The following is a 16,825-nucleotide window of genomic DNA, read 5'->3' on the forward strand; positions in this document are numbered from 1 at the left end:
CGGCATGATCACGCCCTGATCGCTTCAAGCAATCCCAAGACGCCAAAGATGCTCATCATTCGCTTGAGGTTGTAGGCGAGCACATGAAGGCTCATCTCGGTGCTCACTTTCGGCAGGGTTTTGGTCAGGAAGTGGGTACTTCCCATCCAGTATTTGAGCGTTCCAAAAGGATGTTCAACGGTCTGTCGGCGACGTCTCATCATCGTTGGATCATTTTCCAGCCGTACCTGCATCGCATCGACTACGGCTTCATGTTCCCAGCGCTTTACCCGGCGCTCCTTACCGGTCGTACACTGCTTCTGCATTGCGCAGGACTGGCAGCCCGAGAACCAATAACAGTGCAGAAGCATGCCGTCTTCCACCGAAGAATGCCGCCGGGTCAGTAACTGTCCCGCAGGGCATCGATACTCGTCCGATGCAGCAAGGTAGATGAAGTCCTGCTTACCAAATCGGCCTTCGGCTTTGCTGCCAGATGTGAGGGGTTTCGGTACGAAGGTAGTGATGCCGGCTTGCTCGCAAGCAAGGATTTCCAGACCTTTGTAATAGCCTCGGTCGGCCACCACCGTTAGCGATTCAGCCTCGATTTCTTCACGCGCTTGGTTCGCCATATTGCTCAGTTGCCCACGATCATTACCAACGTTGGTCACCTCGTGGGCAATGATCAGGTGGTGTTTGTCGTCGACAGCTGTTTGTACGTTGTAGCCAACCGTTCCGGTGCCTCGACCGCTCGTGGCCATTGAGCGTGCATCTGGGTCTGTGAGGGAGATCTGCTGGTCTGGACTTTCGTGGAGCTGCGCCTCGATTTCCTTGAGTTTCTGCATCTGCTTTTTCAGTGTTTCTATCTTTTCCTTAAGCCGCTCTGCTTTGGCCTCGGAGACTTCGGGCGTTGCCCGATCCGCCGAATCCATCGCCGCAAGATAGCGATCAATACTCTGCTCGATCTGCTGCATGCGTGCCTTCACTTTGCCCTGAGTGAAGTTGCGGTCGCGATTATTGACGGCTTTGAATTTGCTGCCGTCGATGGCGATGATCGACTGGGAGAAGAGATTGAGGTTGCGGCAAAGAACTACGAACTGGCGGCATACGCTGCGAATGGCTTTGCCGTTGTCCTTGCGAAAGTCGGCAATGGTTTTGAAGTCCGGGGCCAAACGCCCCGTTAACCACATCAACTCGACGTTGCGCTCGGCCTCTCGCTCAAGCCGACGGCTGGACTGAATCCGATTGAGGTAGCCGTAGATATAGATCTTCAGCAACACCGCAGGGTGGTAGGCCGGACGACCAGTTGCGGCAGGATCGACGCCCTCAAAACCAAGCGCCCCCAGGTCGAGTTCATCGACAAAAACGTCAACCACGCGCACTGGATTTTCTTCGGCTACGTAATCGTCCAGACACTCCGGCAGCAACGTCACTTGCGTCCGTGCCTCACCTTCGATGAATCGCTTCATGATCGCCCCCGATACGATCTCGACGATCAGAAGATTAGACAATTGCAGGTGTTTTCACACAGCCTGGACCCAAAGCTGCCGTTGGACGAGGCGGCTAATGGCCGTTAGCTGCCCAGAAGCATGAAATATCTGCTCCTAGCCCCGTCTCCAATCAGGAAACCGACCACCTCATCCGCAAACTGAGGAAACTCCAGCGCCGCCATCCCGGTGAGGGAGTTGTCCGCAGCACTTAACTCTGGTGACCATACGCAGACGGTAATTTTCCGGGAAAATGGGGGGCACAATCCCGCCGCCCACCCGCATGTGTCTACGCCCACATAGCCAATTTTTTGTGGTACGGATCGTCTGCTCTGTGTGGTGGGGTGAAGCCGAAGTAAGCGCCTTCGCTGTTTCGCGTGCTGTCTCTCAATGAAAGATTGCGACATTTCAAGAGCGGTTGAGCTATCTCAAGCCAACATTGCAGATCGAGATGCGTATTGAGAAATAGATCCAATTACTTTCCCTTTTTTGGTGGTTGTATGTACAGCAATAGCATTGCGCGCGGAGCAGATGCGGTTTTTCTTCTTCCTCGCTTAGCACTATATGTTGTGCTATATTCTTTTTATATTGGTATATGTTGTGTTTTAGATCTGATGATGGCATATTTTGTCGAAAGCTAACTGATCTTCGCCGCTAGGGACATGAGCTGAAGAGTTCTGGTTAGTTTCCATGACCTTGGCCGGTAGTAGGGGTGGTATGTGTCGGTACCTCTTGATGCGATGTATGACCAACAGCTACGTGCCGCGCTTGAGGCATGGCAGCACTCTTCGACCAGCCGCGTGGTTCTGGCAACGGAAGCCGGCGGCTGGAGGTTTGCTTTTTTTCGGTTCGACGCAACCACCTCTGATCCGCAAGAAGCCATCACCGGGGATTTCGGAGTTTTATCCAGAGACCTGGCCTTGCAATGGGCAGGCGACAAACAACTCGTCGCCAAGCTTGAATATGCGGTAATGGACGACGTACCACATGTATCTGTTAACACTGAGTTGTTCGCGGCTCTACTGCTTGCATCTGTGCCCGCTAAGGCAACAAAGAAAGCTGTCCAGGCATTTCTGAAGCAGCGCGACGCTCTGCTGGAAGACATGAAGCGCCCCAACCTGCCGGGCGAAGTCATCAATTGGGTTTTCGCAAGGTCAGCCGGGATCTGTGAATTCGAGGGCTGCCCCGCGGAGCTGTTCAGGGATAACCTGGGCAACTACGGGTACTACGGTTACCTCGCCCACATCGTTGCAGCCAAGCCAAAAGGCCCGCGCGGTGATGACCACCTGTCAGCAGAACTGGCGCAGTCACCCTCGAATATCATGCTGTGTTGTGACATCCATCATCGGCTGATCGATAAGGTCGATCCGGATAGTTTTAGCCGGGAACGACTTCAGGGAATGGTCGCCACTAGGGTCAACTGGCGTACCAATCAAGCAGCTAGTTTGTCTTACCCGATTGTGCATGCCTTGGCATTCATAGGTGATATCGCCGGTCGCACAACGACATACTCACAGCACGATGGCCGACAGGCCTTGTTGGCCGCGCACCTTACGCCTGTGAGCGAACGTGTGGCCGAATATCTCTTGCGCGATGCCCAAGGCGGGAACGATGTAAACGATCCCGGATATTGGGCTAACTTCTTGCGAGTTTTCCGGGCACAAATTCTCCACATCCATACCGCGATCAGGGGCGATGGTGCGTTCGGTGCTCAAGCCCAGGAGCTCGCAGTCTTCCCACTGGGCAACATGCCGGCAATGCTGCTAGGCGGGTGGTTGGTGGGAGAAGCGAGACGAGTGGAGCTGTTTAGCTTCCGACGTAACCCGGGAACCTGGGTACGCCCTGACGATTCCGAGCCTGCTGTGAAATTCGAGTGGACTAAGCCCCCAGGCGTGAAAGTTGGCTCGCATGTCTTGATCACGCTGGAGATCACCTCAGAAATCACCGATGCAGCGCTAACGGCGGAAATGCTGAACATGTCCCGCATACGGATTTTATCCACCACCTATGGTGTTGATGTTGTGGCACCCAAAGAGGCGATGGAGAGATTCAGAAATACCTGCCAGGAAGCATGGGCATATGCGGTCGATGTGCTCCACGCCTCAGAAATTTCAATTTGTACGGTCGCCCCTGCGGCGGCAATTTTTGCTCTCGGCATGAAGCTTCAGTCGCGTTTGCACCCGCGAATCCACATGTTCCAAATGGCTCCTAAAGCCTTGCCGTTCCACGCCTTCACTTTGGACAGGCATGCGATTAGCGTGCCGCCGCATGCACCTGGCAGCGTGCTCCAGTTGGATGCCTGCTGAGTACAAGCAACATCTTTTCAACATTACCTTCATGAGGGCTTTCCACATGGATATCGAAGAGCGCAGCTTGCTTGTCGCAGTAGAGGCTTTAGAGCTTCCGCCTAGTGCTTATGAGAAAGCGGTACAGCGGTATAAATCACTGGGCGAGTGGTTCAGCCGACCTGAATCAACCGTCGCCACGAACGATCCCCACATTTTTGTTCAAGGATCGTTCGCTTTGGGTACGGCCATCCGTCCGTTGCTTGCTGGAGAGAGCTACGACTTGGATCTATCGTGCAAACTGAGGGAGGGGATTTACCCGCAGACTCACAGCCAGTCGGATCTGAAGGAGTTGGTGGGAATTGAGTTGGAGGGGTACCGCGAAGCCAAGCGTATTCAGGAAGCTCTGGAAGAAAAGAATCGATGCTGGCGTCTCTACTACCAAGATGGGGTCAGCTTCCATATGGACGTTGTGCCCGGAATTCCCGTGGAGGAAGGTAGGCGCCAGGAGCTGGCTATCACCATGGAGAGCTATGGCGTCAAGCAGGTACTAGCTCAGGACGTTTCTAATCTTGCAGTCTACATTACCGACAAACGCCGTCCAGATTATAAGGACGTCAACGCTGGCTGGATGGTCAGCAATCCGGACGGTTACTGCAAATGGTTCGAGTCCAAGTCAGAGCCAGTTTTTGAGAAAGGATTAGTCACGCTGGAAGCGCAAGTTGATGAGGTTCCATTTTATCAACGAAAGACAAATCTTCAGCGGGCAATTCAATTGCTCAAGCGTCATCGTGATGTGATGTACCGTGACAATCCCGACTCAAAACCAATTTCAGTCATCATCACCACGCTGGCGGCGCAAGCCTATCAGCCAGGTGGCTCATTGAAGGAAGCCGTGGCCTCGTGCCTCGCCGCCCTTAGTACCTTTGTGGCCAGTAATTCCGACACTGTGCCGAACCCTGTGAACCCTAAGGAGAACTTCGCCGATCGCTGGAAGATGCCTGAGGGGGAGAAAGATCGATTGAAAGAGCACTTCCACCTTTGGGTTCGCCAGGCTCTTCAAGATTTCAAGCAAATCAGGGATCTGGATGGGCAACGTCTGGTGGAGCACATCGAGGATTGTTTCGAAACGCCGATCTCGACCGCCGCTCTGGGCATTGCGTCAGCACCGCTTCAGGTCGCTGCCCCTGCCATTGTAGTTTCTCAGCCGCCTCGTCCTTGGGTTAGCAACGGTTGATTAAGCATGGTTCGATGATCGAATCATTTTTGGCCGACTACCCGCGTATGAGGTTTAGGCCGACGGTGGACGGAACGATTTCACTTGTCGGTCGATTGCCATTTTCTGCGTCAGCTGCGGGGCTTCCCGATGTAACTGACGAGTACCGGATACGGATCGACATCGTTGATCCGTTGGACAAGGCGCTTCCTGTCATCTACGAGACTGGAGGAAGAATTTCATCTGCCAGAGACAATCACGTAAATCCGGATAGCTCATTGTGCCTAGGATCACCGCTTAGCCAACGGCTGCAGCTGGGTGCCACACCGACGCTTACTCGGTTTGTCGAGCTGTGTTTGGTGCCATTTTTGTATGCGCAGTCGTTAAGGGAGAGGGACATTGCTAATTTTCCTTTCGGGGAGCTTGCACATGGTTCCCAGGGGCTGATCGACGACTACAGGATGATATTTGGAGTGAAGGATACTGGCGTCCTCATGGGATTGCTTGATCTGCTTTCAAGGAAGCGCAGAAGGGCTAACAAGCTGCCGTGTCCATGTGGGTGTGGCCGTCGATTCGCTTGTTGTAGGCTACATGCAACTGCACATCGAGCGAGGGCATCTCTGTCTCGATGGGATATCAAGCGAGCCTATAAAGAACTTCAGGAACAAATTTAGACCTGATTCAATTCTGAAATATTGGCTCGATTAGGTGCCGTTTTCAGCGCCAACAGTTACTGTCAGAAGCCATGCTCTCAGGGTCAGAGCGATGCGTAGATGATTCGCTTTCAAGTCATGAAGGACCGGTTGAATCCATAGCCAAAAGCAATGGGATGGACTCCTCCTCACTTCGGCATCTTGGGTGCCAGACTGAAAGTGCGAACCACAGTCAACAGTGAGAAGGAGTCCACACATGAAGCTTATGCGAATTGGGGTCGACCTGGCCAAGAACGTATTTCAGATCCATGGCGTGGATTGTCATGAGAAGCCGGTCTGGAGGCAGCGGCTCCCACGTGATCGCTGGCTTCAAACGGTGCTGGAAAAGGTCGAACCTGGTTGTGAGATCGGCATGGAGAGTTGTGGTGGGGCCCATCATTGGGCGCGGCAACTAGAAGCTCTCGGATTTCGAGTCAAGCTGATCGCCCCTCAGTTCGTTAAACCTTATGTCAAAAGCAACAAGAACGACGCGAACGATGCCGAGGCGATCTGCGAAGCGATGAGCCGTCCCAGCATGCGCTTCGTCGCCATCAAGACGATCGAACAACAGGATATCCAGGCGACGCATCGCATCCGGGCCGGCTTAATCGAACAGCGGACGGCCAAAGCCAATCAGATCCGTGGGCTGGTCGCCGAGTACGGTCTCGTTGCACCGAAGGAATTGCTGATGCTGCGTCGTGCAATACCGTGCTGGCTAGAGGATGCGGATAACGGTTTGACGGCACGCTTTCGTCGTCTGCTGGATGGTTTGTGGGACGACCTTCGTGCGCTGGATGGGCGTGTATGCAAGCTCGACGGCGAGATCACTGCGATCGCGACAAACGAGCCGTCCGCCGTTCGCCTTCAACAGCTGCGCGGTGTTGGTCCAATGATCGCCACAGCGCTCGTCGTCGCTTTCGGTGATGCCCGTCAGTTTGCCAATGGCCGACAGTTTGCCGCCTCGCTGGGACTGACACCGAGGCAACACAGTTCTGGTGGTAAGGATCGACTGCTCGGTATCAGCAAGCGCGGTGATACGTATCTGCGAACATTGATGGTGCATGGCGCACGCTCGGCGCTACGCACAGCCAAATCCAAAGAGGATCGGCTCAGCCAGTGGGCCGTTCGTTTAGCCGAGCGATCGCATCCCAATGTGGCCGCTATTGCGCTGGCCAACAAAACTGCACGCATGGCTTGGGCGATGCTGCGTCACGGTACTGATTACCAACCGAATCAGGCAGCGGCCTGATCTATTTACCCGGCGTGTTCTACGAGAGAAACAACTCTTAACCACGATTGCGAAGCAACCTGAACGATGGCATGCCGGTCGAACCGGCGTCGGCAAAACCCTCGAATGTCCAAGTGCGAAAAGCACGAAAAAGCGATCGGGAGCCGGCGCGCGAATAGCCCATCATGGCCCTGCATCGAAACGATGCCGTATTAAGAGGCCGAATATACGTGTGCAGTCGGCACGGGCGCCAAAGCAACGGGGCTTGCAATGAGGAGGAGTCCATATACGGACGCTCAGCATAAGCAGCATCGCGTACTAAATGCGACCTATCATTTAACTCACCTGAGCCCGGCAAGTACGTCACCAAATCGGCGCCCAATAACCGGGCAGGTGTTTAGGCACCGACAATCGGACGTGTCTGTAGCAGGTAATCGACCACTGCCAACGCCGCGTCTAATCATTGATCAAAGTGTTGAAGCCTCGGAATTGGGGCAGGAGCAGGGATGGCCCAGTCAAAGAGAATCAAAGTAATGCTGTCCAGTCGTTGTAACGACCGCTTTCCTGCGGACAGCGATCAAACGCTCAGCAATATCCGAGAGCAACTTAAACGTGAGATAGAGGGAACGAAGCTATTTGGCAAACAGATATTTGAAGTTTGGATTAACGAAGATGCACCTCCTGCGGACGGAATACAGGACAGCTGGGATGCCTGTTTGCAAGCCGTGAGGGATTGCGACGTGCTACTGGTGCTGTCCAATGGCAATGCCGGCTGGGCCAGCGGTGACGGCGACATTGGTATTTGCCATGCGGAGTACATGGAGGGACTAGCCACTACTAGGGGGAAGGTGCGCTTCATCGCTATGCCAAATATCCCAGCAGGCGATGGCCAGGTAGCTGAGACAGCACGTAATCAACGCTTCCAGGCCTTTATTGCACAACAGACACCCTTCAGAGGTGGAATGGTCTCAACCGTTGAGCAATTGCGTAGCCGCGTCCAGGAAGCGCTTCTCGATGCGTTGGTCGTTCTGACCCAGCGTGGTGTAACCGCTGCGGCTTCGAGCCGTTTCGATATGGGCCAGGCGCTGGATTGGACACGGATGGACTTCCGTCAGCGCAAACTAGCGATGGAAGCGGTGTTACTGCAGGCGCTCAATGGTGGCAAAGTTCCTGCTAGCGAAGCGTTCGCCATTGTTCCAATTGCTGGAGTGAATGTCGTTGTGTTTGTCCATGCAATCCCGGCTGCGTTCACGGTTGCTGCTGCGCGTGAGCTGGTGGGTAAGCCTTTTCTGCGTGACCATGAGCATGCTGATCTGTTGAAAGGTGCAGAAGGACCGTTGCATTTAATCGCCTGTCACCGTGGAGCGACAGAGACTCAGGCCACTGCGTTGTTAGGCTTTCCTGATGCTACAGTTGTCAGCGGTTCCTTCGGTATTTTTGTCGCTGATGATGTACAGAAAGTACAGTTTGCCTTCCTGGCCAACTGTCGCGATGCGTCGCAAACGCGCCATGCGCTCCAGCGTTTTAGGGAATGGTTGGATCAAACAGGTGAAGCGCAAATTCTGGCCAAGAGAGCCGCTTCACGCGCCAAGATTGTCAAAGTTATTGCCATCGAACTTGAAGGGAGATAACAGGGATGTCAAAAGCACTTTTTACTGTGGGGCCCGTGCTGTCCTTCCGAGGCGTCAGCAAAACTGGGCAGTGGCAGGTGACCGCGTTAGTCGGAGTTGTAGCTGGCGCCGCATTTCCTGCTCTTTCTGTTGACGGTCAGGCTTGTCCGACGCCGAAGGTTTTGCTGGAGCGTCCGAAAGAAACCATCCTTCGTTACGACTTGAGCTGTGATCAGCAGGCGCAGGAGCGAACAGTAAAGTTTGGTGTAGGGCAGGAAGGGCCGCAATGGCAGTTCTCCATTCCCGGTCGAGACTATGCCCCACGAATGGCCTACGTCTCTTGCAATGGCTTTTCGGACCCTAGTGGGATGCGCAAGTTGGTGCGCCCAGAAAACGCCGTCTGGGCTGACCTGATCAGCAATCATGACAGTGACTTGCGTGCTGCAGGTTACGTGCTGGACAAGGAACAGCTTTGGCACGAAGGACGAATTCATGACAAGGGCTTGAAGCGGTTCCAATTGCTGCTGATGGGCGGCGACCAAATTTACTTTGACTCGATTTGGGAGGATGTGAAGTCCCTCAAGAAATGGGTCGGCCTGTCGCGCAAGGAGCAATTGGCGTTCAAGGTAAGCGCGGCGCTGGAGAAAGAGATCGAGTCTTACTATTTCGGGCTCTATGCCAATCGTTGGCTGCCAGATACGCGGCGTGACTGGGGGCACCCCAAGCCGAATCTTGATACCGCTGATGCGATGGCGAGAATTCCTACGGTGATGATGTGGGACGACCATGACATCTTCGACGGTTGGGGGTCCTACAGTCCGGCTATGCAGCACTGCGAGCTGTTCCAGGTGCTGATGCGTCATGCGCGCAAGGCGTTCTGGGTGTTTCAGTTGCAGCATGCCCTTGATGATCTGCCGCCATTGCAATTGCTCCAACGTGCAAACGTTTCCCAGCAGGACCCACAGTATGAGCCGGTGCAATGGAGTGCCCGATTAAAGGGAGATCGATTGGCCTTGCCACTCTTGGATGGTCAACCGGGCTTTAGTTTCGGCTATCACTTGGGGCCGGTATCGTTGTTTGTTGCTGATCTGCGCACTGAGCGTTCACGTACCCAGGTACTGGGGGCCGATACCTGGGCTGCTATGCAGGCTTGGCTCAACACGCTCCGTGACGGTGAGCCTGCTCATCCGGGAAGCAAATGTCAGCACTTGATCTTCATGTCCTCGGTTCCGGTCGCGCACCCCAAATTGTCGCTGGCTGAAGGGTTGCTCGATACGTTTGGGCAGGATCATGTGCTCGACAGCAATGCTGATGACCTTAAGGATCATTGGTCGCACGGGGATCACGAGGGGGAGCGTAAGCGACTCCTAGAGTCGCTGACTCGTATTGCTGAGCAGAGAATGCTGCGTGTATCCATTGCTTCTGGGGATGTGCATGTCGCGGCGTGGGGCAGTTGCTATCGTCGGGATATTCCACCGACGTCGAACTGGGCGCAGATTCAGCAATTTACTTCGTCAGGTGTGGTGCATCCGTCGCTGATTGGAGTGGCCGAACGGCTGTTTCTTCAGTTGCTGAACCATACAGCCAGCAAGGTCCAATCCATTGATGTGCAGCACTGTGTCGAGATGATGTTGTTCCCGGGTTTTAATCGGTATGTGATGCCGGCCCGGAACTGGTTGGCGTTTGAATTGGACATGGGAGGCGAGACCGGTTGCAAGCTGTGGGCGACCTGGCGTTGTGAAACTGAGGCAGGTTTTTCCAACCATCTGCAAGCGGTGCATCCGGCTCAGAAGTAGAACTCCTCATTTGCATGGCTGATCATCGTCCTGCTGCCGCTCCTCTTGAGGTTTGCTGTAGCGCTTTATCCAGGCATAGAGGCTATGCGTCGACACACCAAGACGTGCCGCTACCTTCACGACAGGCAGCTTCTTTTCGGTCACTTGATTGACCGCTTGGATTTTGAATTCTTCAGGGTAACGCGGGTTGCTCATGGCACCTCCTAATTGGCCTCAGTTTAAGGCAAAGAGGTGTCTACGAAACCCGGGGCGATTCAGTCCTCAGAAATCATAGCAAGGGTTCGCGGAGGCGTTTTTACACACTTTGGGCCAGAAGCGGCCGTTGACGGAGGCCTTCTTTCTTACCCTTGGTTGGCAATCAGGTTTATTTTGGGGATTGGGGCTAATCGTTAACTTTGGCTTATTTAAGCTGCTACGCTAGCCACTGCTCAAATTTTCCGGTGAGCGGCCGTCAGGGTTTCCTATGTACATCGACAGAATATTTTTGCGGAATTTCCGCAGCTTCCGAAAAACCCAAATAGATTTTGTTCATCCCGATCAGGATTTTGAACAGCTCGGAATGCCGGCTCCCAAGCTGAAAAACGTCAATTTATTATTGGGCAATAATGGCGCAGGCAAGACCACGCTCCTGAAGGCGATATCATTGGCTTGCCTTGGGCCAGCAGTTAGTCAGTCAGGTATTTATCCCTATCGACTGATCCGCCGTGAACCTGAAACATACCAGTCTAAAAAAAATGGAGGAAACTTGGCTAGAGCGTCGATCTCGGCCTTTTTTACTCCGCATCATCAAGACCGAGTGCCTAAAGGCATCTCATCCCTTGAGTCTGAAACCATCATAAATCTCCGGGGAGATCTCGAGTATATTGAGTGGGCTCATTTAGACGAAAAGGTCTGGCATCCCATTTTTAGCTCAGAGTCCGACGCATTCTTCTTCGTAGGCTACGGCGCAATGCGCCGTGTGGAGCAAAAGGAAAATTTCGACTCAGGAATGCGGCATAGCCGCATATTCGTTCGTGCTCAGCGGATACAAAGCCTCTTCGAAGACACCTATTCTCTAGTGCCTCTCTCTAGTTGGCTACCAGGGTATAAAGCCGAGAATAAAGGGCGTTATACGCAGGTAGTTACCCTCCTTAATAAACTAGTCGGAACAGGGCACTACAAATTTACTGGTGAGATAGAGTCAGGGGAGTACCTTTTTGAGCGGGGGGGGCTTAAGGTACCTTTCCGTGCTCTCTCAGATGGATACCGAGCTTATCTGGGCTGGGTCGGGGATCTGCTTTACCACATTTGCACCACATGCCCGAGCGGGAAGCGACTCGACGAGAACCAAGGGATTGTGATGATTGATGAAATTGACCTTCATCTGCATCCTCAATGGCAGCTATCTGTGTTACCAACACTTGCAGCAGCTCTTCCAAAAATCCAATTCATCGTGACTTCGCATAGCCCTCTGATTGTCGGATCTTTGGAGTGGATGAACATCATTACCATGAAGTCTGGCCCCTATCAGTCCAGCAACCTCAAAAGAATTAGTAGTGCCGTTCATGGCCTGGATGCCGATCAGGTACTTCTCACCGATTTTTTTGGGCTGGGTTCAACTCGAGCATCGGCTGCTAAGCGCACCCTAAAGTCGCTGAGCCTGAAAGCAAGACAGGGTGATACGGATGCTGCGTTTGCACTACTCGCACAAATGAGTCGAGGCATGGAGTCGACCGAATGATAGGTTACCGTATAAGCCTAGCCCAACTCGAAAATCTTATAGATGCCGAAGTCACTGGATGGCGCACTCGTGCGGATGAACGCACAAAGAAGTTTAAGATAGCTGGTAAATATGATGAACCCAGCACGATTTGGAGCGAGATAAAGGTTGTGTACATGCGGCTGCAAGGTGAAGCCAAGTGCGTGTACTGCGAACGAAAGTTAGAAGGAGAGGAGCGTGGCAAGGCTGAACATGATGTCGAGCATTTTCGTCCTAAAAGCAGCGTTCGCACATGGAAAATATCTGCCGCACTGAGTAAGCAAGGCGTTTCACTTACTCAGCCTGGTAAACCGGCACCTGGTTATCACCTACTCCCCTACCATCTGTTCAACTACAGCGCCGCTTGTAAACCTTGTAATAGTGCTATTAAAAGCGATTGTTTTCCTATTGCGGGTACTTACCAGTTCACTGGGGATGATCCTGTCACTCTTTTGGGGGAGCAACCGCTGCTAGTTTACCCAATTGGAGATTTTGATCATGATCCAGAAGAGTTAATTGGCTTCCACGGTATATCGCCTCAGGCGATTCCCCAACAGGGATACAAGAGACATAAAGCCCTTACAACCATTGCCTTCTTTGAGCTAGATGATGCTATAGGTCGGAAGAACTTAGTTAGGGGGAGGGCTCACGTAATTACCACGTTGTATCCTCAGCTTTTGACTTTCGCTGGAAATGAACCCGCGAATAAAAAGGCCATAGCCAAGATGCTTATTGATGGCTTTACATCACCGAAATCGGAGCATACTAATTGCGCAAGATCATTCCGAACTTTATTTAATACGGATCCTGATGAGGCCGAGCGGATATTTGAAGCTGCTGCGAGATTCATCGACTCTAGCTCTTAAACGGTTTCCACTCCCTAAAATGCCAAGCTAAGCTCAGAAATTTGATTTTCTATTAATAAAAATTATATCAGGGTGTGAGTTGCGCAAAGCTTCATAGATGCATTCGGATGCATGCTAACGGATGGCCGCCGCCGGGCTATGTGATCGTCTAAACGGTTGCTACTGTCCAGGAGCAGTCAGCGACGATCGGCAGCTTTGGGTGGTTAGTGACCACTATTCTGGCTAGCCATCCTCGTGGACACAGTTGAAAGGAGCGCCGATGTGCGTTAGCCATTCCGAGCTCGTAAGCTTACATCTCAGCTACCCGCACCTAGTTCAGCAACTTGATAGGGGCGAGATTAAATTTGTCCCAGCCAGGGGCAGTTGCACCCTGGCCTTGTTTAGTGCTGATGCCGGTTAACTAAGGCGGCTTTGCCGCTTACGTCAAGGCGCTGCACCAATGGGAGGTTGACCAACTCCGCCGAGGTACATGGGCTGTTCGGAGCCCGCAAATTTCGGCAACCATTCCTTGTCTGTTTTGTCATCGATCGCGTACTGATAACTGGTAGTTGAGAAAATGACTTGGGCATTGTTACGTAGAGCAACAGCTTTGAGTGCTTTGATGTAGGCATCTAAATCTTCCCAGTGAATTTCCTGCTGCCGAGGTGTGTCGAACACCAGTACTCTGAAAGGAGAGAGCGGATCATTGGTGCACAGTTCAAATAGCGCAGCGTGGAACGCCAGCACTGTTCGAGCTTTTGAGCTGCCTTTGATGATCCCAAGCTTTTCAGTGCCCAATATAGGTTTTAGATCTGAATCGATTCGGATGTCCCTCGAAATATTCTTGGAATTGAGGACGTCGAGCCATTCTGCCATTTTTTGTCCCAGTTCGATCCTGAATCGAAGAATGTCTGGAGACTGTTCACGTGACGTCTGTAGCGAATCCTCAAGCGTAAGAGCGATATCTCTTCTTTTTAAAAGATCAAGATGAGTATTTTTTTGTTGCTCTGATTTTTCTAGCTTATTCTTTTCTAATCCGAGTTCAAAAATTTCCGAAGAAATTCTGCTGATAGCCTCAATGAAAATTTCAATCCCGGCTTCCCGTTCTGCCAGACCTCTTTGCTGGGCCAGTTGCGCGATTTGCGATTCAACAAATTTTTTCTCGGTGGATATCGCCTCCGACTTTTGTATATTCGAGGCAGTGGAAATCTCAAGATCCTTGATCTGATCTTTTAGGTAAAGTAAGCTTTTTCCGTACGAGTCTGCGCTCACCATGAATATTCCACACGATGGCGAGGTGCATATGTCAGAGAACGAAATAAAGGCTCGCTTAGCCTCTTCATTTAGGTTGAGTGTCTCAATCTCACTCTGTATTTCTTCACGTATTTGCGTTGCACTGGAAATTTTTGAGTCGAGAGCAGCCTCTTCCGATTGCAGTTCACGATGCCTCCTCCTCAGGTTGCCAATAACATAATCTAAACTTGAAAGTGAATCGCTTTTTATATCCTTCGATTTTTTAAGGTCTTCGAGGCGAGACTTTAATTCAGCGATGAGTCTATCAACATCTTCGATCTTTCGGCGAGGTGATGGAAGATCTTGAATAATGCGCTCCATCAGTTTGCGACTATCAACGATTGTGGTGTCCAAGTAAGCTAGGTCTTTTTTGACCTCAATCGCTTTTTTCTTTTTGTCGTACGAGTTCTGCGGAGGAAAATTAGCAGCTAGTCTTACCATTTCTGAAAACTGGTTTTTTATGAAGCCTGGCCGCGGAGGTGCATAGTATTCGGAGTAGCCTTGATCCTGGTCCAGATAAAAAAGAGGCAGCAACGCCGAAAAATATGGAGTGGTTGGAGTGTTGCCGTTTGTTATGAGTCTGTCACTTCTGAGGTTGAGTGATTTTAACATGAACCTCGAAAAGTCATCTTCATTGTAAAAGCGATTTTCGGTTTTATCGTCAACCTTCACGGTCAAATCGAAAGAGTCTCCCATCATTCGGTCTAGGGTGAATCGTTTCCCCATGAGGAGCAGTTTTAATCGCGCCATCTTGCAGTTTCGGACGATATCATCCCTAAACTGAACATGCAGTCCAAGACAGAACATCATGGCTTGGATCAATGGGGTCTTGCCACTACCATTTTTTGCGTACAGTTGAGTTATGGCAACACCAAACTCAAGCTCACCTGAGTGCCACCCATCTGGGTTGTTCTGGATAATTTCAAGTGATTCAAATTTCATTTAACTTAACCTCAACGGCACGTTCTTTACAGATGTTACGGTACGCACGCTTTATTATCAGTAATGCAATACAGAGCCTGCTTTCATCTTTGAGAATATTATCAATCAGCTTTTTTCCAGACTCTGTTGCTTCAATCCGGGAAGTGCTTTTGTCGATAATAATGAATCCGGTGTTTTCTAAAAATGTAAAAGCCTTCACGGTACGGATTCTCAGGTTTGCAGACCAGCCCAGTTCTTGGCTCGACCCCTTGAAACCTACAAGGCTTTTCTCAAAACAAACGCCTACTAACATTCCAATCTCGTCTTGCTTAGGCTTGGCTCTGGAACGCGCGAGTAAAATGATGGTCAGCGCAATCAGCGGAGTATGGAATAGACTCTCATTTCCCAGTACGTCATAGCGCCCCCTGGGGCTGCTTTCGGTCAACAATGCCATGGACTCAGTCTTGGCGGTCGAGACGGCCTCGCGGAAGTTCATTGCGCCTCTCCTTTCACCAATTCGGAGAGCACGGCGCCGAAGGCCAGCTCTTCAGTGATATCTGATCGCCCAAGGTCTTTACTGATTTGGATCGTCAAGCTTGAAACTTCTTCGGTGATTGAGTCCATGTCAATCTGGCCAATAGCGATCTTTCTCGCCACTTGTATAATTTTGTTCTTTGCTACGGCCAAGCGAAACTCCAAGAGCGCATGCCTATTGGTCCTGTGCCAAGCTTCCCAGCTACACTTGAAACCTGCAAATGTATCCACTGTGTCATCTGAGAAGCCTGAGCGCTTGAGCATTCGCTGTAGGATAGAAACCGACTTTATAGCTCTATCATCTCCGCCTGTCTTAAGAACATAATAGGCGGATCTGGAGATGCAGAGAATGTCTAGGATATCATCCAGATTGACACTCGCCTTTGCATCCAATTCTTTTTCGGTAATACCGCTGGAAAGCGGAACGGCAGATCTATCCTCAATTAAAGATAGAAGCTGGATGATTATTTTTCTAACCTCAAGGGGGTTAAGATTGATTTCGCTGTACTTGAATATCTGGTTTGATGCTTGGGAAACGAAAACATCCTCTTCTTCATTGAGGATCTGCTTTCGAGGTACCAGCGCCAAGTGTGACAAGAACGCCATTACATCGGCATCGCTTTTCGTGGCGAGAGAAGGTATCAGTTTCTTAGTCTCGCCGATCAGGCTTGCGGTGTTTTTGGTTGGACTTGCTTTGCCTGCAACTTCTTGCCAAATCTGTTCAACTTCATCGTCGAAGTTTACGTTTGTACAGATCTCAATTGAGCTGCACGCTTCACCAAACTCTTCAACGTGAAGCAGTAACTTCCCTGCGAAGCTGCCCGCCAAGTCATGAGTCGGGCTGTTTTTCGGTTTTTTCTTCAGGCCAAAAATTTCAAGTATGGTGTATTGATGATTTAGCTTACTTTTAGTCTTTACTTGAACAAACCGGTATTTGGATTTTGAGTTGACTATGTGCTTGACGACATAGTCCTCGTGTACATCACAGTACACCCTATCCATTTTCCCGTTTTCTAATAGAGCCAGGCTTTCCAAGCTGGCTGCTTTGAACTGTGCTCGGAAACGGTCGATCGTATCCCGTCCGCTTTGTTCTCTAGGGCTGACTTCATGAAGTTTCATATGGATTAGTTTCGCATATGCTGAATTAAGAGCGCCCTAGAGTATGCTGGGCTTTTAGGTGTAATGCAGAAGCAATCATTGCGGT

The 16,825-nt window shown here is 51.4% G+C and carries 11 protein-coding genes and 2 pseudogenes; 7 read left to right on the plus strand and 6 right to left on the minus strand.

The genetic code is table 11. The features are described 5' to 3' along the window. Positions 1–8: 8 nt before the first annotated feature. Entirely contained in the window at positions 9–1,445 is a 1,437-nt protein-coding gene (locus ACSQ87_RS14290; RefSeq protein WP_436273682.1) for an IS1182 family transposase, read from the minus strand. A 151-nt stretch (positions 1,446–1,596) separates the two neighbouring features. Continuing rightward, positions 1,597–1,742, minus strand: a pseudogene (locus tag ACSQ87_RS14295) (glutaminase); the annotation flags it as partial. Between the two features lie 440 nt (positions 1,743–2,182). Here ACSQ87_RS14295 and ACSQ87_RS14300 point away from each other — a divergent pair. The 5 genes from ACSQ87_RS14300 (at position 2,183) to ACSQ87_RS14320 (ending at position 10,290) form a co-directional block, all read left to right on the plus strand. Then, positions 2,183–3,769: an SAVED domain-containing protein gene (locus ACSQ87_RS14300; RefSeq protein ID WP_436273683.1), complete on the plus strand. Its 1,587-nt coding sequence runs from the start codon at positions 2,183–2,185 to the stop codon at positions 3,767–3,769. 46 nt (positions 3,770–3,815) lie between these two features. Beyond that, positions 3,816–4,985 carry a nucleotidyltransferase domain-containing protein gene (locus tag ACSQ87_RS14305; protein ID WP_436273684.1) on the plus strand — a complete coding sequence of 390 codons (1,170 nt, stop codon included), beginning with the start codon at positions 3,816–3,818 and terminating at the stop codon, positions 4,983–4,985. Between the two features lie 888 nt (positions 4,986–5,873). Continuing rightward, a complete protein-coding gene (locus ACSQ87_RS14310; protein WP_436273685.1) occupies positions 5,874–6,905 on the plus strand; it encodes an IS110 family transposase in 1,032 nt (343 codons plus the stop codon). 485 nt (positions 6,906–7,390) lie between these two features. Beyond that, positions 7,391–8,515 carry a DUF4062 domain-containing protein gene (locus ACSQ87_RS14315; RefSeq protein WP_436273686.1) on the plus strand — a complete coding sequence of 375 codons (1,125 nt, stop codon included), beginning with the start codon at positions 7,391–7,393 and terminating at the stop codon, positions 8,513–8,515. A gap of 5 nt (positions 8,516–8,520) precedes the next feature. Continuing rightward, the gene (locus tag ACSQ87_RS14320; RefSeq protein ID WP_436273687.1) at positions 8,521–10,290 is read left to right on the plus strand and encodes an alkaline phosphatase family protein; all 1,770 of its coding nucleotides are present in this window, start codon (positions 8,521–8,523) and stop codon (positions 10,288–10,290) included. Positions 10,291–10,308: 18 nt separating this feature from the next. Here the strand turns inward: ACSQ87_RS14320 and ACSQ87_RS14325 are convergent. After that, positions 10,309–10,485, minus strand: a pseudogene (locus tag ACSQ87_RS14325) (transposase); the annotation flags it as partial. A gap of 268 nt (positions 10,486–10,753) precedes the next feature. Here ACSQ87_RS14325 and ACSQ87_RS14330 point away from each other — a divergent pair. After that, a complete protein-coding gene (locus ACSQ87_RS14330) occupies positions 10,754–12,010 on the plus strand; it encodes an AAA family ATPase (protein ID WP_436273688.1) in 1,257 nt (418 codons plus the stop codon). After that, positions 12,007–12,894 (plus strand): hypothetical protein, encoded by an 888-nt coding sequence (locus tag ACSQ87_RS14335; RefSeq protein WP_436273689.1) that lies wholly within the window; start codon positions 12,007–12,009, stop codon positions 12,892–12,894. The genes ACSQ87_RS14330 and ACSQ87_RS14335 overlap by 4 nt, the downstream gene beginning before the upstream one ends. Positions 12,895–13,317: 423 nt before the next feature. On the opposite strand, the gene ACSQ87_RS14340 is transcribed toward ACSQ87_RS14335, so the two are convergent. From ACSQ87_RS14340 to ACSQ87_RS14350, 3 genes are read right to left on the minus strand one after another with little or no spacing between them, the layout of a single operon-like run. Further along, a complete protein-coding gene (locus ACSQ87_RS14340) occupies positions 13,318–15,108 on the minus strand; it encodes a hypothetical protein (RefSeq protein ID WP_261753991.1) in 1,791 nt (596 codons plus the stop codon). Next, positions 15,098–15,583 carry a hypothetical protein gene (locus ACSQ87_RS14345; RefSeq protein WP_261753990.1) on the minus strand — a complete coding sequence of 162 codons (486 nt, stop codon included), beginning with the start codon at positions 15,581–15,583 and terminating at the stop codon, positions 15,098–15,100. Before ACSQ87_RS14345 ends, ACSQ87_RS14340 begins: the two co-directional genes overlap by 11 nt. Next, on the minus strand, positions 15,580–16,740 hold the full coding sequence (locus ACSQ87_RS14350) for a dsDNA nuclease domain-containing protein (RefSeq protein WP_436273690.1): 1,161 nt from the start codon (positions 16,738–16,740) through the stop codon (positions 15,580–15,582). The genes ACSQ87_RS14345 and ACSQ87_RS14350 overlap by 4 nt, the downstream gene beginning before the upstream one ends. Positions 16,741–16,825 lie beyond the last annotated feature (85 nt).

This window comes from Pseudomonas sp. LjRoot277, assembly GCF_964253845.1.
GTDB lineage: Bacteria > Pseudomonadota > Gammaproteobacteria > Pseudomonadales > Pseudomonadaceae > Aquipseudomonas.